Annotated in this window: 15 protein-coding genes; 4 read left to right on the top strand and 11 right to left on the bottom strand. The window is 65.9% G+C overall.

The window, feature by feature from the left end; translation table 11 throughout:
* The first annotated feature begins 1 nt into the window (after nt 1).
* From C2862_RS18480 to C2862_RS18465, 4 genes are all read left to right on the top strand, one after another.
* Nucleotides 2-1,066 carry a polysaccharide deacetylase family protein gene (locus C2862_RS18480; RefSeq protein WP_136221596.1) on the top strand — a complete coding sequence of 355 codons (1,065 nt, stop codon included), beginning with the start codon at nt 2-4 and terminating at the stop codon, nt 1,064-1,066.
* A 212-nt stretch (nt 1,067-1,278) separates the two neighbouring features.
* Complete coding sequence (locus tag C2862_RS18475) at nt 1,279-2,769, top strand: lipopolysaccharide biosynthesis protein (protein WP_136221595.1); 1,491 nt, start codon at nt 1,279-1,281, stop codon at nt 2,767-2,769.
* Complete coding sequence (locus C2862_RS18470) at nt 2,766-4,550, top strand: hypothetical protein (RefSeq protein WP_136221594.1); 1,785 nt, start codon at nt 2,766-2,768, stop codon at nt 4,548-4,550. Before C2862_RS18475 ends, C2862_RS18470 begins: the two co-directional genes overlap by 4 nt.
* Complete coding sequence (locus C2862_RS18465) at nt 4,547-5,509, top strand: N(5)-(carboxyethyl)ornithine synthase (protein WP_136221593.1); 963 nt, start codon at nt 4,547-4,549, stop codon at nt 5,507-5,509. The genes C2862_RS18470 and C2862_RS18465 overlap by 4 nt, the downstream gene beginning before the upstream one ends.
* Nucleotides 5,510-5,588: 79 nt before the next feature.
* Here C2862_RS18465 and C2862_RS18460 read toward each other — a convergent pair whose 3' ends face one another.
* From C2862_RS18460 to C2862_RS18410, 11 genes are all read right to left on the bottom strand, one after another.
* Nucleotides 5,589-6,830: a glycosyltransferase gene (locus C2862_RS18460; protein ID WP_136221592.1), complete on the bottom strand. Its 1,242-nt coding sequence runs from the start codon at nt 6,828-6,830 to the stop codon at nt 5,589-5,591.
* A gap of 28 nt (nt 6,831-6,858) precedes the next feature.
* The gene (locus C2862_RS18455; protein WP_136221591.1) at nt 6,859-7,980 is read right to left on the bottom strand and encodes a polysaccharide deacetylase family protein; all 1,122 of its coding nucleotides are present in this window, start codon (nt 7,978-7,980) and stop codon (nt 6,859-6,861) included.
* Nucleotides 7,981-8,238: 258 nt separating this feature from the next.
* Nucleotides 8,239-9,651, bottom strand: a complete 1,413-nt coding sequence (locus tag C2862_RS18450; protein WP_136221590.1) for a putative O-glycosylation ligase, exosortase A system-associated — start codon at nt 9,649-9,651, stop codon at nt 8,239-8,241.
* Nucleotides 9,652-9,803: 152 nt separating this feature from the next.
* Nucleotides 9,804-10,985: a glycosyltransferase family 4 protein gene (locus tag C2862_RS18445; RefSeq protein ID WP_136221589.1), complete on the bottom strand. Its 1,182-nt coding sequence runs from the start codon at nt 10,983-10,985 to the stop codon at nt 9,804-9,806.
* Nucleotides 10,982-12,205 (bottom strand): TIGR04063 family PEP-CTERM/XrtA system glycosyltransferase, encoded by a 1,224-nt coding sequence (locus C2862_RS18440; RefSeq protein ID WP_136221588.1) that lies wholly within the window; start codon nt 12,203-12,205, stop codon nt 10,982-10,984. The genes C2862_RS18445 and C2862_RS18440 overlap by 4 nt, the downstream gene beginning before the upstream one ends.
* Before the next feature lie 32 nt (nt 12,206-12,237).
* On the bottom strand, nt 12,238-14,178 hold the full coding sequence (locus C2862_RS18435) for an XrtA/PEP-CTERM system amidotransferase (protein ID WP_136221587.1): 1,941 nt from the start codon (nt 14,176-14,178) through the stop codon (nt 12,238-12,240).
* Nucleotides 14,163-15,350 carry a TIGR03088 family PEP-CTERM/XrtA system glycosyltransferase gene (locus tag C2862_RS18430; protein ID WP_136221586.1) on the bottom strand — a complete coding sequence of 396 codons (1,188 nt, stop codon included), beginning with the start codon at nt 15,348-15,350 and terminating at the stop codon, nt 14,163-14,165. The genes C2862_RS18435 and C2862_RS18430 overlap by 16 nt, the downstream gene beginning before the upstream one ends.
* A gap of 3 nt (nt 15,351-15,353) precedes the next feature.
* Nucleotides 15,354-16,901 carry an exosortase A gene (gene xrtA / locus C2862_RS18425; RefSeq protein ID WP_136221585.1) on the bottom strand — a complete coding sequence of 516 codons (1,548 nt, stop codon included), beginning with the start codon at nt 16,899-16,901 and terminating at the stop codon, nt 15,354-15,356.
* Nucleotides 16,895-18,142, bottom strand: coding sequence for a TIGR03087 family PEP-CTERM/XrtA system glycosyltransferase (locus C2862_RS18420; protein ID WP_136221584.1), 1,248 nt, complete (start codon nt 18,140-18,142; stop codon nt 16,895-16,897). Before C2862_RS18420 ends, xrtA begins: the two co-directional genes overlap by 7 nt.
* Complete coding sequence (locus C2862_RS18415) at nt 18,139-19,023, bottom strand: XrtA system polysaccharide deacetylase (protein WP_136221583.1); 885 nt, start codon at nt 19,021-19,023, stop codon at nt 18,139-18,141. Before C2862_RS18415 ends, C2862_RS18420 begins: the two co-directional genes overlap by 4 nt.
* Nucleotides 19,020-20,045, bottom strand: a complete 1,026-nt coding sequence (locus C2862_RS18410) for an XrtA/PEP-CTERM system-associated ATPase (RefSeq protein ID WP_136221582.1) — start codon at nt 20,043-20,045, stop codon at nt 19,020-19,022. Before C2862_RS18410 ends, C2862_RS18415 begins: the two co-directional genes overlap by 4 nt.
* Nucleotides 20,046-20,047: the final 2 nt, after the last annotated feature.

The raw sequence follows: 20,047 nt of genomic DNA, 5'->3' as shown, positions 1-20,047 counted from the left end.
AATGAGCATCAAACAGATGGTCCTGCGCGCAGCCAGGTCGGTGGGTGTGTTTGCGCTGATGCGGGTCGTGACGCGCAAGCATCCGCGGATCCTGTGTTACCACGGGGGCAACCTGGGCGACGAGCGCCTGTACAACCCGAAGCTGTTCTGCACTCCGGCGCAATTGCGCCAGCGCCTCGACTGGCTGCAGGCCAAGGGCTTCGTGCCGGCCACGCTCGACCAGGTGGTCGACCCTGATGCCACCCCCGCGGGCGGGATCCCGGTCGCGGTGACGCTCGACGACGGCTGGTATTCATCCTGGCACGACCTTCTGCCGCTGCTGGCCGAGTACGGCTACCGTCCGGCCCTCTACCTGCATACCGAAGCCTACCTGGCCGGCGCGCCGATCAGCGCCGTCAGCCTGCGCTACCTGCTGTGGAAGGCCGGCAGCGGCCAGGTCGTGGTGCGCAACATCGATCCGACCGTCGACGGTCCCTGCGACTTGGGCGACGCAGCCGAGCGCCGGCGCCTGTGCGGTCTTGCCGAGGCCTGGCTGGCGCGCCAGCCGCGCGCCGAGCTGGCGTCCTGCCTCGAACGGCTGGGCAGCGCGCTCGGGGTCGCGCCCGCGCAGCTCGACCTAGCCTCGCGCCGCTTCAGCTACATGACGGCCGACGAACTGCGCGCGGCCTCCGCTGCCGGATGCAGCATCGAGCTGCATGGCCACCTGCACGAATACGTGCCGGGCCAGGCCGTGCGCAACCGTGCCAATATCGAACAGTGCCGCGCCGTGATCGAGGCTGCCGGCTTGCCGCACCCGACGCATTACTGCTATCCGAGCGGGGCCTTCGACGCAGGCGCGGCGGCCGTGATGCGCGCCGCCGGCGTCGCCACCGCCACCACCTGCGTACCCGGACTGGTCAAGCTGAAGGATGCCGACACCCGCTACTTCCTGCCGCGCTTCCTCGACGGTGGCGACGTATCGATGATCGAGTTCGAAGCCGAGATGAGCGGCGTGCTGCAACTGCTGCGCGCGCTGACCCGGCGTCCGGGCTACGAAGCCCACGCGCTGCATCCGGCGCGCGGATGACCCGCGGTAGCAACAAGCGCAGGCTCAGGGGGTGCGCACGATTGTTGCAATCATTGACACACTTGACCACTTCCTCTACTCTGCTTTGGATACATTTCCCATAGTCAAAGCGCAATGTGTTGGGACAATGTGGCGTTGCGGCTCATGCACGACATGCATGCCCGGCCCGGCGCTCCCCGCGAGGTCCCGTCGCACATAAGGTCGTTTTAAACATGTTCCACAAGAAGACTCACAGCATTGCCAGCGGCGCCGTCATCATGATCGCGATGCGCTGGATCGATCGCTTCATCGGCATTACCAGTACGTTCATCCTTGCCCGCATCCTGGTCCCGGACGATTTCGGCATTGTTGCCATGTCCTCGATCATCGTCGCTTTTGCAGACATCATCTTCGACCTGGGCGTTAATATCGCCCTGATCCAGCGAAAAAATCCCACCCAGTCGTATTACAACACGGCCTGGACGATGCGTATCCTGCAGGTCGCCTGCGTGGCGAGCGTGTTGATGATCCTGGCGCCCTTCGCAGCCGACTACTACAAGGATGCGCGCGTCGCTCCGGTGGTGCGGCTGATGGCGCTGTCGCTGGTGATCTCCTCGTTCGAGAACGTCGGCATCGTCAACTTCCAGAAGGAGTTGCGCTTCGTCGACGACGCCAAATACGTGCTGTTCAAGCGCCTGGTCGGTTTCTTCATCACGATCGGTCTGACCCTGGCGCTGCAGAGCTATTGGGGCATGATCCTGGGCGCGCTCTGCGGGCGCCTGGCCGCCACGATCCGCAGCTACATGGTGCATCCGATGCGCCCCCGTTTTGCCTTGACCGACATCCGCGAGATCTTCGCGATCTCGCAATGGGTGATGGTCAAGAACATCAGCTCCTTCCTCGACCGCAAGCTGCATATCTTCCTGGTCGGCGGCATGGGCGTGACCCACGTTACCGGCGGCTATACGCTGGCCAGCGAAATCTCGGACGTGCCCGGCACCGACTTGCTGGCGCCGATCAACCGTGTGCTGTTTCCCGCGTTTGCCCGCGTCAAGGACGACCTGCACGAACTGACCCGCCTCCTGCTGAGGGCGCAGGCCGTGCAGGTGATGGTGACGTTCCCGGCCTGCGTCGGTTTCGTGCTCACGGCGCACGAGTTCGTACCGGTGGCGCTTGGCGCCAAGTGGGCCTTCATCGTGCCCTTCATCCAGGTGCTGGCCCTGTCGAACATTATCCAGTCGGTCAACAGCAGCGCAAATTACGTGCTGACCGTGATCGGCAAGATCCGCCTGCTGGCCCTGACCAGCTGGATCCAGATCGGCCTGTTCAGCCTGGGCATCCTGATGCTGGGCGCGCACCTGAATCCGGAACGGGTCGCCCAGCTGCGCATGGCGACGATCGTCGCGACCTTCGGGATTTCATACACGCTACTGATGCGCAATATCCCTGGCCTGTCGGTGCGCATGCTGGCGCGCGGCACCGGGCGTCCCGTGCTCGGTTGCCTGGCGATGGTGGTGGCGCTGCTGCTGCTCGAAGCCGAGGTGACGGCGCCGAACTGGCTGATGCTGACCTTGAAAGTCGCCACCGGCGCGCTCGTGTACTGCGCCGTCGTGCTTGGGCTGTGGCGCCTGGCTGGCCGCCCGGAAGGGGCCGAAACCTTTTTCCTCAACAAAATCAAACGGAAGACGCCACCGCTCGTTGGCGCACCTAGCGAGATCAAATGAAGATCGATCTGGACCTGATGGCGCGCCAGTTCGCCGATGTGGAGTTTTTCCTGGCCTGCGTGTTTCCGGACAGCGCACCCGAATTCAAGGGCCAGCCGGCCAGCCTGGCCGTCTCCAGCGCCCCCGAATTCTGGGCCGTCAGTTCGCGCGCGCCGGCCAGCGGCCGCGCCCTGGTGCACGAGATCGGCGGCGCCCAGCTGGTGTTTCGCGGCTACGAGGCTGAACTCGGCGTGCACTCGTATTCGAACGATGCCGCCCTGGCGCGCATCGCGGCGCCGCAGGCGCTGAACAACGGCGCGTTCAGCTATGTGCGCTTCGATGCGCAGCTGGGCCAGGCCGTCGTGAAAAGCGACGCCTTCGGTTTCGGCCCCTTGTATTACCGCCAGCAAGGCGGCGCCTGGCTGTTCGCCTCGCATCCGGTGCTGCTCCATTGCGCGGGCGACCAGCCGGACCTGCTGTCCTGGATCAGTATGATGCAAAGCGGCTACCCGATGGCCGACCGCAGCTTCTTCCGCGACATCGGACGCTTCCCGTCCGGTACCCAGATGACGATCCGGCGCGGCGGCCACGCCGACACGGAGCGCTGGTTCGACTTCGCCAAGCTGCCGCCGGGCGAGGACAAGATCGACGACGCGGCCTTCCAGCATGTCGAAGACGCCTACCTGGCGGCCATGGACCGCTGCCTGCGCCTGGACGTGGGCGAAGTGACGCTGCCGTTCTCGAGCGGCTTCGATTCGCGCCGCTTCTTCGGCACCTTCTTCCGAAAGAAGATCCCGTTCAAGGCCGTCACCTGCCAGACCTTCCACCGCAAGAAGGGGCGCGACTACGACATCGACTCCTTTTTCGCGCCGAAGATCGCAGCCGCCTTCGGTGTCGAGTGCGAATTGGTGCGCGCGGTGCCGCCAGCCGAACTGGAAGCGGATGCGGCGCGACGCCAGGCACTGATCGGCACCGAAACCTTCATGCACGGCTGGGCCATGCCCTTCATGCGCTGGCTGGCCAGGCGGCCGCCTTCGCTCATCTTCGACGGCCTGGCCGGCGATACCTTCGGCAACTCGGGTTACGAGATCGACGGCCTGCACGAGACACCGGAAAAGGACTACGAGCTGGTGCTGAAACGCACCACGCGTCCCTTCGCACTGGATCAGCTGTCCTCGCTGTTCCCGACCGTGGACACGCTGCGCGCGCGCTACCGCGGCTTCCTCGACCAGTTCGCACCGACCATGAACCTGGCCGAAATGGCCTTCCTGCAGGCGCGTACGCGGCGCTGCATCAGTCCGTGGATCACGATGATGCATCCGCCGGGCCACGTCGTCGTGTTCCCGTATTGCGACCTCGAGTTTGCCCTGGCCACCCTGCAATACCATCCGGCCGAGAAGTACAAGTATTTCTTTCAGAAGGAATGCCTGCGCCGCTTCTATCCGGAGTTCTACGATTTCAAGGGCTCGCGCAACCTGCCGCCCGACCACCCGCCACTCGACGCCGACGTCAGCCTGGCGAACGACCGCGCCGAGGAGCGCTATGCCTATGGCGATGCAGGCGGAGTGCGCGCCGCGCTCAAGTACCTGAGCCTGCCGAACCGGCTGCTGCTGCTCGGTTCGCGCCTGATGCCGAACCTGCGCCGACGCCGCGACTGGCTGTTCCGGCCCTTGCTGCTGCTGGTGCGCACGCTGCGCGAGGCGCCCGTATTCATCGATGCCGGACCGCGCGAACAGTATGCGCAAGACTCCGGCAAGACCGACTTGACCAAACTGGAAACCGAAAAGAGGGTGACGGCATGAAAACTGTTGGACTGATGATCAGTACCAAGGAAAACGAAAAGCGCCGCGCGATGCTGCCCAAGCACATCGCCCGCATCCGCAATCGCGGCCAGTTGTACTTCGAGACCGGCTACGGCGCCGCCTTCGGCCACCAGGACGAGGAATACATCGCCGCCGGCGCCAAGGTCGTCTCGCGCGAGGAAGCGCTGGCACAGGACGTGATCGTCGATCCGAAGATCGGCGACGCCACTTACCTGTCCGAGCTCCAGAACGGCCAGACCGTGTTCGGCTGGGTGCACGCGGTGCAGAACCGTTCGATCACCGACAAGATCGTCGAGAAGGGAATCACGGCGATCGCCTGGGAAGACATGTTCGAGGGCGGCCGTCACGTATTCTGGCGCAGCAACGAGCTGGCCGGCGAAGCGGCGATCATGCACGCCTTCACCCTGTACGGCAAGCTGGTCTACGAATGCAAGGTGGCCCTGATCGGCCGCGGCAACGTTGCCCGCGGCGCGCACCGGGTGCTCTCGTGCATGGGCGCGCACATCAACGTCTACGAGCGCAAGACCGAACTGCTGCTGCGCCAGGAGCTCGGCCAATACGACGTGATCGTCAACGGCCTGCTGTGGGACGTCTACCGCAAGGACCACATCATCTACCGCGAGGACCTGCCGAAGCTCAAGAATCCGGCCATGATCGTCGACATCAGCTGCGACCGCGCTGGCGCCATCGAGACCAGCCGCCCGACCACGATCGAAGATCCGGTGTACATGGTGGACGGCGTGCTGCACTATGCGGTGGACCATACGCCGGCCCTGATCGGCTATTCGGTGACCGATTGCCTGGGCGAAGAGATGGTGAAGTACCTCGACATCATCATCGAGGGCCGTACCGAGGACGATCCGGTGCTGCGTCCCGCCATCTGCATCCGCAACGGCAACATCGTCGACCAGCGCATCATCGATTTCCAGAAGCGCTGACACGCGGGCGCCGCGGCGCCCTGAAAAAAACGGCGTGCTACCGGTTCGGTGCACGCCGTTTTTGCGTTGACATACCCGCTCAGGCCTTGGCGACCTCGTCGAACAATGCCGCCAGTTGCCGGGCCCGGTGCGTGCGCGACGAACCCGCGACCAGTTCCGGCGTGGCGACGTGGGCCGTGCCGGCACGTACGCGCTCGAGGAAGCGCGCGAGCACGTCCGCGATCTCGGCGGGATCGTCGATGTACGCCTGGTCGCCGAAGCCGCCCTTGTCGAGTACGCGCGCGGTCTCTCCCGCGTGATCGACCAGTCCGAAAATCGGCCTGCGCGCACGGAAATATTCGTAGACCTTGGCCGGTACCTGATTGTTGAACGGCGTGCCCTGGAAGATCAGCAGGCCGTCGGCGGACAGCATTTCGGTCAGGGCCTGTGCGTAGGGGACGGCGGGTGCGGCGGCAACGATATCGCCCACGCCGTGCTTGTCGATCAGGGCATTGATGTTCGGCGTATTGCCGGGCGCACGCAGCACCACGCGCAGGGTCGCCGCATCGACTGCGCCACGGGCCTTGAGCCGCGCCAGCGCTTCGAAGAAGGGCGCGGGGTCGCGCCCGGTGTTGTACAGCAGGCCGCTGTGCACCAGCGTCAGCGGCCGCTCCGTGGCGGGGGCCGGCGCCGGCGGCGCGGCAGTGAACATGTCTTCGTCGTAGCCGTTTTCGATGACGACGAACTTGTCCGGCGCCAGCTCCGGGAAGCGCTCCCGGTACAAGGCCATCGCGCCATGCGTTGTGAACACGGCTTTACTGCAGCGGCGGATGGTCTGCCGCTCGATCCAGCCGTAGATGCGGCGCTGCGCCTTGTTGGTCGGATAGGCCGGCTGCAGCATCGGATCGCGGAAGTCGGCGATCCAGGGCAGGCCGGTCAGGCGGTGCAGGGCCAGGCCGATCAGGTGCGCGGTGGCGATCGGGAAGGTCGACCAGATGACCTTGGGACGCTGGGCACGGATCAGCGCCAGCCCGGCCGGTACGGCGCCCAGTGCCCACGTGGCCCAGCGGTCGGGCAGGGCGCTGGCGTTCAGGTAACGGCCGCGCCAGCCCAGGTGTTGCTTGGCGTCGAGGGCGAACGCGCGCCGCACCAGCAGCCCGCCCGGGATGCTGGCCAGCTGCGATGGATTCTGGTTGATATAGACGCGCGGCTGCGCCGTCAGGACCATGGGCTCCCAGCCGCTGGCGGGAAGATGGCGCGAGAAGCTCAGGCTGCGCTGGATACCGCTGCTGGCTGCCTGCGGCGGAAAATGAAAGGCGATTAATAATGCACGGTTGTGCATGTTGAAGTCCTTGTTGCAGATAGCGTGATTATCGTGGTTGCCGGTTGCTGAGCGCCATCCAGCTCAGCAGGCGCAGGCCGAAATGGAAAGGAATCCGGTCCCATGGTCGGCTACGCGGCAATTGGAAGCGGTCCTGGTCGCCGGTGATCGCGCCCACCGCGGTCGTGAACGCGGCGGTAAAGCCGGCCTGGCGCACCATCTCGACATGGCGTGCGTCGAAATCCTTGCCGACTTTCCCATTCGGATAGGCGAACAGGCGCACCGGCTTGCCGATCAGGTGTTCGAGCTGGGTCTTGCCGGCGGTGATTTCGAAGCGTGCGCTCTCGTCGTCCAGACTGGTCAGGATCGGATGCGACACCGTGTGCGCGCCGATCTCGATATTGTTGCTGTCGAGGGTGACCAGCATGGCAGGCGTCAGCATCAGCGCATCGTCCTTCAGGCCGCCCATCTGTTCGAGGCGCTGCACCAGCGCCTCGCGCGCGGCCGGTGGCATGTACTTGCCGGCCTCGGTCAGGCGCGCGGCGCTCAGGCGCCGGGCCTCGATCGAGGCAAGCGAATACGATCCCAGGCCCAGGTCGCTCAAGTCGAGGACCGGGGCCGGCAGCGATTGCACCACGTGGATGATGCGGTCGTTCCACATGTTGCCCGCGTCGGCGCCGACATAGCCGCTCGTGACGAACACCGTCGCCGGTAGCTTGAATTCGCGCAGGATCGGCAGCGCCAGGTCGTGTACCGAGCGGTAGCCATCGTCGAAGGTGATGCACACCGTGCGCGGCGGAAGCTTGCCGGCGTCGAGCGCGCGCAGGGCGTCGTGCAGCGGCATGACGTTGAAGCATTCGGCCAGCAGCGCCATCTGCCAGCGGAAGGCCACCAGATCCGGTTCCGATTCCAGCAGCGGATCGGGTTGCGCCAGCACACGGTGGTAGTTGACCACCGCGAGGCTGCGCCGGTTCGAGAGCAGGGCGATGGCGTTGCCGGCCGTGCGCAACGCGGCCGCACCGAGGCGGCCGAGGCGGCGGGGCTGGCGCGGCGGCCGGACGGCGGGCGCATCGGATGCCGGGGCGTGGGCCGCCCTGAGCGGAGCACCGGCGCCGCGGCCTTGCTCGGCCGCGCCCTTGTTCTGTTCTTCGGTTCTTGAGCTAACGATCATGATTGCCAGTTGTGGCCTTGGGCGCGTCGACGGAGCGGTTCAAACGCAGGTTTGGCAAGGCCAAGCGCACCAGCCAGTTCAATGATGTCGTGCCTGCCCGCCAGGCGGGCACCGCCCGCCTTCCGTGCAAGGAACCGGTCACGCAGGGCGGCGAGCACAACAGTAAAAATGAATGATACACAGAACGGTCGCGCAAGAGGTGTTCCGTAGCGCTTGCCACGCAGAATCGTGTGAAGAAACGCGGCAAGCACGGCCGCGTCAGCCCTGCTGCGGCTGGCGCGTGCCGGTCTTGGCGAGCAGCGGGGTCGGCTCGACCACCGCGCCCGCCCCGGCCGTCACGGCCGTCTGCGGCAGCGCGCCCGTCTCGGCCATCTGCCGCAGCGTGGCCGGCAGCAGGCGCTTTTCCACCACGACGATCAGGCCGAACAGGCAGAAGATCAGGTCGACGTAGGCAAAGCTGAGTGCGGCGCCGCCGAGGGCAAACGCAAACACGCTCAGCTGCAGCATGGTTCCGAGGTTGCGCAGCCAGGCAGGCGCGCCGGCGCGGCGCGCCTGGCGCACGATGGCGCCGGCTTTGAAGAAGGCGGTGACCAGGAGACCCAGGTAGAGCGCCAGACCGACGAAGCCCTGTTCGCCCAGCACCTGGAAGTAGACGCTGTGCGCCGCGCGGCCGACCTGGAGGTTGGGCAGGGCGCTGCCGGTATAGAACCAGGGGTAGGAGAAGAATTCGCGCGACAGCGAATTCCAGACCGGGAAGTACTCGAGTGACTTGAAGCCGCCGCCGAAGAACGGGTGGTGCGTAGCCATGATGAAGGACAGCTTCCAGGAGACGACGCGGGTCATGAACGAGGAGTCCTCGTCGGCCGCGCCGATAGTGTCGAGACGCTGCGTGTACTCTTCCGAGATATAGGGAGTCAGGCCGATGACCAGGACGGCGATCAGCACGCTGAACAGCAGCTTGCGCTCGCTCTTGTAGACCATGTAGACACCCAGCGCTGCCAGCGCCACGAAGCCACCGCGCGAAGCGGTGCCGATCACGCCGATCACCAGTGCCGCCATCGTGCCCAGCAAACCTAGTTGCAGCAGGCGCGAACGCTTGCCGTATTCGCCCAGCAGGTAATAGGCGATAGGCAGCGTCATCACGAAGGCCAGCGCCAGTTCGTTACGGTCGCCCAGCACGTGGCCGGGCAGGCCGACGATCTTGTGGCCGCCGCCGGAGACGATGAATTTCGCGCTTTCGATGTCGGCATAGAAACCCACCGACAGCATCAGGCACCACAGTACGAAGTCGACGTGCAGCTTGTCCTTGATGGCCAAGACCACGAACAGGAACAGCATGAACACCTTGAAAAAGCGGATCCAGTAGTCGAGCGCGATGTCGGGGCGGCCGATGGTGGTCAGCGTACTGCCGATGGTCCACAGGAAGAACGCCAGCGCGAAGCCGCCGATCGCTCCCAGCTCGACCTTCGGCTTGTGCTTGTAGAACAGGTAGCCGACGATCGCCACCGCGGTGAACAGCAGGTTGTAGCGGATGTGCCCGGCAATCCCGTACACCCAGGCGTTGGGGAAGAACAGCGCGGTCCAGACCCACATGCCGACGGCGATGAAGGGGCGCTGCGCCATCGCGTACAGCATCACCGGCAACAGCGCCAGGAAAAACAGGTCACGCATGCTTGTCCTCCCGCGCTGCCTGCGCGGCCGCGCGCTCCTTGTCTTCCTTTTCGCGGCGCTTTTCCGTCCTGAGTGCCCACAGGCAGAGATACGTCACCGCGACGATATCCATGGCCCAGAGTAGAGATTCCATTGTGTCAGTCCATCCGTTGTCAAGTTTGGGCCAGCGCCAGCGCGCCGGCGCGCCGCGCCAGGACCTGCTCGAACAGGCGCAGCTGACCGTCGGTGGTGTCGTCCCAGCTGAAGCGTTCGGCGTAGCGGCGGGTCGCGCCGCGGTCGGGGTAGTTGGCGCGCAATGCGTTGACGGCGTCGGCCACGCCCTGGTAGCTGCGCTCGGCCATCAGCACACCGGCGTCGGGCGATGCCACGACCTCGGGCGTGCCGTAGACTCGGCTGGCCACGACCGGGGTGCCGCAGGCCATCGATTCCAGCAGCACGTTGGCCCAGCCTTCGCGGCTCGACGACAGCACCAGCGCGTCGGCGGCGCCGTAATGGCCGCGCAGCTGTGCCTGCGGCACCGCGCCGAGGAAGGTCACACGATCGCTGACGCCCAGCTCGCGTGCCAGCGTCTCGAGTTTCGATCGGTCCGGCCCGTCGCCGGCCAGCACCAGGCGCACGCCCGGCAGCAGGGGCAGGGCGCCGATGACCAGGTCCTGGGCCTTGACCGGCACCAGGTGGCCCACCGCGAACAGGGTGAACATGGCGTTCGGCGTGCGCTCGATCGGCCGGAACAGGTTCAAGTCGACGCCGTTCCTCAGCGAGACCACGCGGTCGGCATCGATCCCGAGCGCCACCACTTCGTCGCGCAGCGCATTGCAGACCGTGATCACGGCGTCGGCGCGCTTTGCCGCCCAGGTGATCATGCGGCGCGGCAGCGGATAATGCGGGAACAGGGTGATGTCGGAGCCGCGCGCGGTGATCACCAGCGGCTTGTTGAAGGTGCGCGCCAGCATGGCGGCGGCCACGCCGTCAGGATAAAAGTAATGGGCGTCGATCAGGTCGAAATCGAAACCCTCGTCGAGCAGGCGCGCGATGGCCGGCTTCGCCGCCTGCGCCAGCAGCAGCGGCGACAGGTTCATGCCGACCTTCGGGATCACCGGAAAGCGCGGGTGCGCCACCTGGATCCCGTGGCGCACCTCGTGGCGCGGCGCCTTGGCGAATCGGGCGTAGTTACCGAAGCGCGGGTTGGTCGAGGGGAACCAGGGCACCGGCGCCACGACGCGCGCGTCGACTTCACCGCTGGCGACCAGGTGGCGCAGGCGCGTCTCCACGAAAATGCCGTGGCCCGGTTTCTCGCTGTTCGGGAACAGCGTGCTGAAGGTCAGGATCTTCATGCAGCTTTCAACTTCGTACCGGTCAGCTGGCCGTAGATGTTCTTGTAGCGCGCCACGCTCACCGGCCAGTTGCGTTCGACTTCCACGTATTCGCGGCCGGCCAGGCGCAGCGCCGGCCAGGTCGACTGGGCGTCGAGCAGGTCGCCGACTTTATTCGCCAGCGCGGCCGGATCGTCCGGCGCGAACAGGATGCCGGTCTTGCCGTCGGTGATCAGCTCGCGGTGGCCGCCGACGCTGGACGCGGCCAGGATGCGGCCCTGCGCCATCGCTTCCAGCGGTTTTAATGGCGTCACAAGGTCGGTCAGGCGCATCGACTGGCGCGGATAAACCAGCACGTCGAGCAGGTCGTAGTACTTCTGCACCTGGTCGTGCGGCACGCGGCCGGTGAACACGACCTTGTCGGCGATATGTAAATCCTTGGCCAGCTGGCGCAGATTGGCGTCCTGCGGACCGCCGCCGACCAGCAGCACGCGCAGGTCGGGCGCGCGCGCGACCAGCGCCGGCACCGCGCGCAGCAGCACGTCCAGGCCTTCGTAGGCGTAGAAGGAGCCGATAAATCCGATCAGGCGGTGGCCCTGCAGGCCGAGCTGGCGTTTCAGGTCCTGGTCGGCTTCGCCGCCGACGGCGAACTTGTCGATGTCGACCGCGTTCGGGATCACCGTGACTTTATTGGCCGGGATGCCGCGCTCGACGATGTCGCGGCGCAGGCCTTCGCAAATGGTGGTGACGGCGTCTGCGCGTTTCAAAGCATAGGTTTCCAGGCCGCGCGTCAGTTTATAACGCAGGCCGTTTTCCGTGCTGGTGCCGTGGTCGACCGCGGCGTCTTCCCAGAAGGCGCGCACTTCATACACGACCGGGATGCCGAACTTGCGGCCGGCGCGGATGGCGGCGATCCCGTTCAGGCAAGGCGAGTGCGCGTGCAATACGTCCGGCTTGATTTGCGGGATGATTTCACTCAAGCGCTTTTCCAGGCCCTGGATCACTTCCAGCTGGTTCAGGACCGGCAGTTTCGCCATTGCCCCTTGCGATTTGGCGGTGCGATAAAAGTGCAGGCCGTCGGCCGTTTCTTCACGCAGGTCGTTGCCGCCCTGGTGCTTGGAGCCGGTCACGTGGAAGGTCTCCCAGCCGAGCGCGCGCTGCTCGCGCAGGATCGAGGCGGTGCGGAAGGTATAGCCGCTGTGCAGCGGGATCGAGTGGTCGAGGACGTGAAGGACACGCATGGTAGTGAATACTCCGAATTCTTGAATGCTCGTTATGCGGCGCTGGCGATCAGCGGCGCGGCCACGCTGGCGCTGTCGGCGCCGTTCTTGCGCAGGAAGGCTTCGAACATCAGCACGGCCCACAGGGCGGTGCTGTGGTCCTTGGTGCCGGCCAGGTGCTCGTCGATCATCTGCTGCAGGTAACGCTGGTTGAAGATGCCGGTATCGAGCAGCAGGGGATTGAGCACGGCCGCCTTCATGGCCTCGCGCAGCGGGCCGCGCAGCCAGGACGCGAGCGGAATCGAGAAGCCCATCTTCTTGCGGTACAGGATGTCGTCCGACAAGTAGGGCTGCAGCGCCTTCTTGAAAATGTGCTTGCCTTCGCCGTTGCGCAGCTTGCACGAGGACGGCAGGCCGGAAACCCATTCGACGAACTTGTGATCCAGCAGCGGCACCCGCACCTCCAGCGCGTGCGCCATGCTGGCGCGGTCGACCTTGGTGAGAATGTCGCCGGGCAGGTAAGTCTTCATGTCGACGTACTGGGTGATCGAGAGCGGATCGTCGGTCGGGGCGTTGGCTGCATGGCCGCGCATCACCTCGACCGCGCGGTAGCCCTGCAGCTGGCTGCGGAAGCTCGGCGAGAACAACTGGTCGCGCACGCGGTCGACCAGGATCGACACGCCGTGGAAGTAACCGTCGACCAGGTCGCGCGCCAGCGCCTCGAAGGTAGTCTTGGCGCGGAAGATGCGCGGCGCCCAGTCGGCCTTCGGATAGGCTTTACCCAGGAAGCCGAACACGGGTTTGCGTAGGGCCAGCGGCAGCATCGAGCGCACCTGCTGTTCGCCCATCGCCATGCGGTAGCGGCGGTAGCCGGCAAAGTTCTCGTCGCCGCCGTCGCCCGACAGCGCGACCGTGACACGCTTGCGGGCCAGTTCGCACACGCGGTAGGTCGGAATCGCCGAGCTGTCGGCATAGGGCTCGTCGTACAGGCCGGCCAGCAGGTCGACCAGGCCGTAGTCGTCCTTGTCCACGGTGTCGCACTGGTGGTTGGTTTTATAGCGCTCGGCTACCTGGCGCGCATAGGTCGATTCGTCGAAGGCCGGGTCGTTGAAGGCGATCGAGCAGGTGTTCACCGGACCCTTGTTCAGGCCGGCCATCATGGCCACGATCGCGCTCGAGTCGACGCCGCCGGACAGGAAGGCGCCCAGCGGCACCTCGGCTTCCAGCTGGCTCTCGACCGCTTCGCGCAGGCGCACGATCAGCTCTTCTTCCATCTGCTGTTCGGACATCGGCGCGTGCGGGGTAAACGGCACGTCCCACCAGCGTTTCGGCTTCACACTTTGCGCGTTGGCGCCGACCTTCAGGGTCAGAGAATAGCCCGGTTCGAGTTTAAAGGCGTCCTTGAAAATGGTGCGCGGCTCCGGAACGTAGCCATATGCAAAATATTCCTCGACGGCGCGCGGCTCGATCACGCGCGGCAGTTCCGGGAAGGACAGCAGGGATTTCAGTTCCGAGCCGAACACGAAGGTGCCGTCCGGCAGGAAGGCGTAGTGCAGCGGCTTGATGCCGAGATGGTCGCGTGCGACGAAGAAGGTCTGCTTGTTGCGGTCCCAGATGGCGAAGGCGAACATGCCGCGCAGGTGCTTGACGCAGTCTTCTCCCCATTCTTCCCAGGCGTGGACGATGGTCTCGGTATCGGACTTGGTGGCGAATTTGTAGCCGAGGGCGCTCAGTTCCGCCGTCAGTTCGCGGAAGTTGTAGATCTCGCCATTGAACACGGTGACGACCGAGCGGTCTGCGTTGAACAGCGGCTGCTGGCCGGCGGCCAGGTCGATGATCGACAGGCGGCGGTGGCCGAAGCCGACGCCGGGCTCGAGGTAGACGTCGCCTTCGACGGGGCCGCGGTGGAACTGGGTCTGGTTCATCCGCACGAGGGCGTCGCGATCGAATGCGCGCATGCCGCGCGGGTCAAAAATGCCTACGATTCCGCACATGGTTGGGTGATTTCTCTAGGGTTTGTCTTGGTGTTGCAGAGCTGGTCGTAGAGCGCCGTGTAGGCGCCGACCATGGCTGCAACGCTGTAATGGCGTTCGATTTTTTCACGTGCGGCCGCGCCGTGGGCGGCAACGCGCGCCGGGTCGTCCACATAGGCGGCCAGCGCGTCGGCCAGCGCCTGCGGGTTGGACGCCGGGACCAGTGCGCCGCTGACGCCTTCCTGCACCACTTCCGGGATGCCGCCGACGCGGGTCGCGACCACCGGCAGGCCGCAGGCCATCGCTTCCAGCAGGGTGACCGGCGTGCCTTCGGCGATCGAGGACAGGGTGAACAGGTCGAAGCTGCGCATCAGTTCGGGGATGTCGTTGCGCGCACCAGGGAACCACACCAGGTCCGCCACGCCGGCCTGTTCAGCTTTCTGTTCCAGCCGTGCACGCAGCGGGCCGTCGCCGACGATCGCCAGGCGCATTGTCGCACGCAGGGCTGGCCGAGCCGCGCACAGCAGAGCAAAGGCGTCGATCAGGCTCGCCTGGTCTTTTACGTCTTGCAGGCGCCCGACGGTGCCGATGACGAAGGGTGCATCGGTCCAGGGCGTGGCGGCGGCCGGCAGGCCTGGTGCGAAGCGCTCGGTGTCGACACCGTTCATGATCAGTTCCAGCTTCGGCGCCGGGATCCTGACCACCTGGCCCAGCCAGCGCGCCAGGTCGTGCGAGACCGGCACATAGCGGTCGATGAAGGGGACCAGTGCGCGCCGCAGAAAATTGTGCTTGCGGTTCAAACCCTGCGGGTCGCTGGCGTCGCGTCCGTGCTCGGCGTGGATGCGCACCGGCACGCCGGCGGCCCAGGCCGGGACGGCGTATTCGGCGCAGGCGAAATTATAGGTGTGCAGCACGGCCGGGCGCAGTTCGCGCAGCAGCTTGAACAGTCTGGCGTGGATGCCCAGGCCCAGGCCCGGCTGCTTGTGCAGGGCGTACAGCGCCACGTTCGGCGCCGTGATCTTGTCGGCGAAAGCCGTGTAGTCGGTCAGGCAGACGATCGCGTGGCGGTAGCGCTCGGGCGGCATGTGGTTGATGCAGTCGACCAGCAGCGTTTCCAGCCCGCCGAAGTCGAGCCGGTAGATCAGGTGCACGACCAGCGGGGCCGGCACCGGGTGGAGCTTCGTGACAGCCATGCCTTAGCGCCCCCGTGCCGCCTCGAGGCTTGCCTGCAGTGGCGCCAGGTTCGCCGCCAGGAAGCTGCGCAAGACCACGCGCGCGTTTTCGGGCTGCTCGCCGATCGGCGTCGCGACCAGCACGGCGGCGCCGTCGTCGCCATGCATCATCAGCTTGGCGCGCGCCTGGCGCAGCTTGCCGACGTAGTCGTTGGCGGTAAAGGCGCCGTCGACCCAGGTCCAGTGCCAGACCAGGTAGTTGGTGCCGTCCGGACCCTTGACCCGGGTTTCGCGCACCGCCAGCGGCTGGCCCTGGACGTCTTCCTGGCGCAGGGTCGAGCCGATCTGGCGGAAGTCGGCCTTGCGGTTGTCGACCCGGTTGACGGAGCTGATCAGGCGTTTATCGGGTCCCTGGTTGCGGTAGTACAGCACGTTCAGGTGCACCGGTGCGCCGGCGGCCATGTACTTGCCGGCCAGGGAGGCGTCGGGCGTCATGAATTCCGGATTCCAGGCCGCCGGGCCGCTGGCCGGCGTCGCCAGGCGCGCGCCAGTCAACTGCACGGGCGCCGGATTGTGCGCCGCCTTGTCGCTCACGGCACCCAGTGCCGGCCACAGCGCGCACACCAGCACGGCGGCGATCGCCACGCCGGTGAGTGGACGCACGGGCAGGGCGGCAGCACTGCGGGCGGCAGCGGCTGAAGCGGCGGGAGCGGGGACGGCCTCGTCCTCACGCCAGTAGCTGCCGATCCAGAACATGATGAACATCACCAGGCCGAAGAACAGCCAGCCGTAGATCAGGTGGTCAACGCCGGTCGCCAGCGCCATGTCGCTGGTGTGGCCGATCATCACGATCATGTAGGCGCGCAAGCCGTTGGCGATGATCGGCACGATGATCGACAGGCCGATGAACAGCACCCGGCGCTTCAGCGAGCGGTAGCTGAGGTAGGCATACAGGCAGCCGAGGGTGATGGAGGAAATCAGGTAGCGCACGCCGCTGCAAGCTTCGACCACCGACCAGTTGCCGGTCGGGAGTTCGAACATGGTGCCGTTGCGCAGGACCGGAATGCCGGTGGCGCGCACCAGGGCGACCGTGAAGTCGGCCGTGAAGTTGATCAGGGGCTGGACGAAGACTTCGCCGAAGGGCACCGCGAACAGCAGGAACAGCAGCGGGAAGGCGAGCGCGCCGGCCAGTTGGCGGCCCAGCAGCGCCAGGGCCAGGGCCGGGAACATGGCAACGAAGGCGTACTGCATCACGACCTGCACTTCGCCCGCGCGCGCCAGCAGCCAGCCGGCGCCGCACAGGGCGAGCAGGCCCAGCGCCGGCCACCAGGGTGCGGCCGGGATGCGGCTGAAGACCTCGCGCCGGCGCCAGATCAGCCAGAGGCTGATCGGCAGGATGGCGTAGCCGTGGGCGAAGGTTTCGGAGCTGTTCCAGACCGAGACCATCGAGGCGGCCGTGCCCCAGTAGAGCAGAAGCAGCGCCACGAAGGCGCCGACGATGACGGCGATACGGGGCACCGACAGGCCTTGCGGACCGGCACCAAGCAGGGCCGGCTGTTCGTTCATCAGCATTCGAACCTCGTTTCGATCGGGGACAGGTGGGCCGACCAGCTGTAGCGGCGCTCGACGCTGGCGCGCGCGGCCTGGCCCATGGCCGGATCCGGATTGCGCAGCAGGGCGATCACGCTGTCCGCGTACTGTTCCGGCGCGTCGGCCACGATCAGTTCGCGGCCCGGGGTGGCGTCGATGCCCTCGAAGGCCTGCTGGGATGCGACGACCGGACGGCCCATCGCCATCGCCTCGAGCACCTTGTTCTGGATGCCGCGCGCGATGCGCAGCGGCGCGACCGCGGCGCTGCAATGGGCCAGATACGGACGCACGTCGGGCACGGTGCCGGTGACGGCGATGGCGTCACCCGCCAAAGCCTGGACCTCGGGCGCGGGGCGCGAGCCGACGATGTAGAAGCGCGCGCCTGGGACGGCGGCGCGCACGCGCGGCAGCACGTGCTCGGCGAACCATTTGACCGCGTCGATGTTCGGCCAGTAGTCCATCGCGCCGGTGAAGACCAGCGCCTGTTCTCCTGCCGCGAACGGATCGTCGTAGCTGCGCAAGGGGCTGAAATAATCGGTGTCGACGCCGTTGCTGAAATGGCCGATCTTGTTGCGGTTTTCCGGCGCTAGGGTGCGGAACAGCTCGGCCTCGGGCTCGGAGACGAACAGCGAGGCGTCGAAGGTGTCGGCGATCTTGCGCTCGTAGTCGAGCAGGCTCTTCGCCTCGTGGCGGTACACCCAGCTCATCGGCCACTTCTTCTTTTCGGCGTACTGGCGCCACTTGTCGGAGTCGACGTCGCAGAAGTCGATGACGCGGCGCGCGGCCGGGAAGTCTTCCGCATATTGCGCCATCACCGAGCAGAAGGTCATCACGCGCGCGATGCCCTTCTGGCGCATGGTGCGCGCGATCCAGCGTTTCATCTCGGCGTCGCGGTAGTACTCGATCGACAGCGACTTGCCCATGGCCAGCGCCTTCGCGCTGCGCAGCTTGCCCTTGAACGGGTCGAGCTTCACGAACACGCTGCTGGCGCACATCGCCTCGACCGCCGGCACATGCTGCCAGTCGTCGGCGTCGTCCACAAACGTGGCGAGGTGGACGCGGTACTTGCTTGCCAGGTGCTTCAGCAGGTTGTACGAGCGGATCTTGTCGCCCTTGTTCGGCGGGTAGGGGATGCGGTGCACCAGCAGCAGCAGGTCCGGCTTGGCCGCCTCAAAGGCCGCGGCCTGCTGGCGCTGCAGCGCGCCCTCGATGATCGAATTCATGGCTTGCTCAGGAAAATGCGGTCCATCCGGTCCCACGCGAAATCGCGGGCGAGGGCGGCAATGCGCCCTTCCATGCGCTCGATGTTGATGTAGTGGCGGAAGCGCGCCTTGGCGCCGAGACCTTCGGGACGCGGCTGGCCCGGGTCGACTTCCCACGGGTGGAAGTAAAACAGCGCCGGCTCCTTGTCCATCTCGTTGACGCGCTTGACCATCCAGCGCGACAGCGCGTAGGGCAGCAGGCGGAAGTAGCCGCCGCCGCCGGCCGGCAGTTTACGATTGCCCAGCATCGCGGTGGTGATCGGGATCTCCAGCAGGCCGTCCGGACCGTTCGGATAGAAGGCGAAACGGGGCGCGTCCGGCATGCCGTAGTGGTCATGCTGGATCGGGTAGATGCTCGAGCTGTAGCGATAGCCCGCTTCCGTCAGCGCATCGAGCGCCCACAGGTTGCCGTGGCCGATCGAGAAGCTCGGAGCGCGGTAGCCGAGCACCTGCTGGCCGCCGATATCTTCCAACAAGGCTTTCGCGCTGCGGATGTCGTTGTCGAATTCGGCGCGGCTCTGGTCGGAGGCGCGCAGGTGGCCGTAGCCGTGGCTGGCCAGTTCATGGCCGGCGGCGACGATGCGGCGCACCATCTGCGGATAGCGTTCCGCGATCCAGCCGAGCGTGAAGAAGGTGCCTTTGACGTCGTTCTTGTCGAACAGCGCCAGGATGCGCTCGACGTTGGCTTCGACGCGGCATTCGCGCGACGGCCAGCTGTCGCGGCTGATGTAGGGGGCGAAGGCCGAGACCTGGAAGTAATCCTCGACGTCGCAGGTCATCGCGTTGCGAATACGCTCGCCCGGCTGGCGCTGCGGCCGGGCTGCGGGAGTCTGCATCTTCATTCCTGGGTATCCACGTGTTGGTTGGCGGCGACGCCGTTCGGCGGCGTGGCGACGATCTTCTTGAGGATCGACAGCACCGAGACGATCGATTTCTCGAGGCGCATCATGCGTTCGTCGAGCACTTCGACGCTGTCGCGGCGCTCGGCCAGCAGCGGGTCGTCGAGGCCGGCGACGGCATTCGCGGCCGGCGTGCCCATCACGTCCGGCAACTGGAATTCTTCGCTGAGGTCGGCGATCACGGTCTGGATGTGGCCCTCGTTGAAGGCGTGCAGCTCTTCCAGGTAGCCCATCAGCAGCACGCGGTCGAGCAGGGTATTGGTCTTGCGCGGGATGCCGCCGGTGTAGGCGTAGATGGCGGCGTGGGCGCCGTCATCAAAGGAAGGGTCGCCGTTCCAGCCGACCGTGTGCAGGCGGTGCTCGATGTAGGCGCGCGTTTCCGGCGCATCCATCGGTCCCAGGTGGTAGCTGGCGATGACGCGCTGGCGCAGCTGCTGCATGCTGGGGCTGTGCAGGGTGCCGCGGAACTCGGGCTGGCCGAGCAGGAAGGTCTGCAGCAGCGACTTGTCGTCGGTCTGGAAGTTCGACAGCATGCGCAGTTCCTCGACCGTCTTCGGGTTCAGGTTCTGCGCCTCGTCGATGACTAACAGGGCGCGCTTGCCCTGGCGGTCGACCGTGTGCAGGAACTGTTCCAGACGGGTCAGCAGGTCGGTCTTGCTCGCACCTTCGTAAGGCAAACCGAAGGCCGAGACCACCATGCGCAGGGTGTCGTCCGGATCGAGGTGGGTGTTGACGATGTGGGCGGCGACGATCTGGTCCGACGGCAGTTTATTAAACAGGTTGCGTACCAGGGTGGTTTTACCCGCACCGACTTCGCCGGTGACGACGATAAAACCTTCGCCTTGCGAAAGGCCGTATTCGAGATAGGCCATCGCGCGCTTGTGGCCCTTGCTGCCGAAGAAGAAGTGCGGGTCCGGGCGCAGCTGGAAGGGTTTGGCGGTCAATCCATAGAACTGTTCGTACATCG

This window comes from Massilia sp. Mn16-1_5 (assembly GCF_004798585.1).
Classification (GTDB): Bacteria; Pseudomonadota; Gammaproteobacteria; order Burkholderiales; family Burkholderiaceae_D; genus Telluria.
This window is presented reverse-complemented; position numbering and strand designations above follow the sequence as displayed.

Coding starts and splice junctions, on each gene's coding strand:
- C2862_RS18430 (WP_136221586.1), bottom strand. CDS start 15,350: ATGGCTGTCACGAAGCTCCACCCGGTGCCGGCCCCGCTGGTCGTGCAC.
- C2862_RS18445 (WP_136221589.1), bottom strand. CDS start 10,985: ATGAAGATCCTGACCTTCAGCACGCTGTTCCCGAACAGCGAGAAACCG.
- C2862_RS18415 (WP_136221583.1), bottom strand. CDS start 19,023: ATGAAGATGCAGACTCCCGCAGCCCGGCCGCAGCGCCAGCCGGGCGAG.
- C2862_RS18465 (WP_136221593.1), top strand. CDS start 4,547: ATGAAAACTGTTGGACTGATGATCAGTACCAAGGAAAACGAAAAGCGC.
- C2862_RS18460 (WP_136221592.1), bottom strand. CDS start 6,830: ATGCACAACCGTGCATTATTAATCGCCTTTCATTTTCCGCCGCAGGCA.
- xrtA (WP_136221585.1), bottom strand. CDS start 16,901: ATGCTGATGAACGAACAGCCGGCCCTGCTTGGTGCCGGTCCGCAAGGC.
- C2862_RS18435 (WP_136221587.1), bottom strand. CDS start 14,178: ATGTGCGGAATCGTAGGCATTTTTGACCCGCGCGGCATGCGCGCATTC.
- C2862_RS18420 (WP_136221584.1), bottom strand. CDS start 18,142: ATGAATTCGATCATCGAGGGCGCGCTGCAGCGCCAGCAGGCCGCGGCC.
- C2862_RS18455 (WP_136221591.1), bottom strand. CDS start 7,980: ATGATCGTTAGCTCAAGAACCGAAGAACAGAACAAGGGCGCGGCCGAG.
- C2862_RS18450 (WP_136221590.1), bottom strand. CDS start 9,651: ATGCGTGACCTGTTTTTCCTGGCGCTGTTGCCGGTGATGCTGTACGCG.
- C2862_RS18440 (WP_136221588.1), bottom strand. CDS start 12,205: ATGCGTGTCCTTCACGTCCTCGACCACTCGATCCCGCTGCACAGCGGC.
- C2862_RS18480 (WP_136221596.1), top strand. CDS start 2: ATGAGCATCAAACAGATGGTCCTGCGCGCAGCCAGGTCGGTGGGTGTG.
- C2862_RS18475 (WP_136221595.1), top strand. CDS start 1,279: ATGTTCCACAAGAAGACTCACAGCATTGCCAGCGGCGCCGTCATCATG.
- C2862_RS18470 (WP_136221594.1), top strand. CDS start 2,766: ATGAAGATCGATCTGGACCTGATGGCGCGCCAGTTCGCCGATGTGGAG.
- C2862_RS18410 (WP_136221582.1), bottom strand. CDS start 20,045: ATGTACGAACAGTTCTATGGATTGACCGCCAAACCCTTCCAGCTGCGC.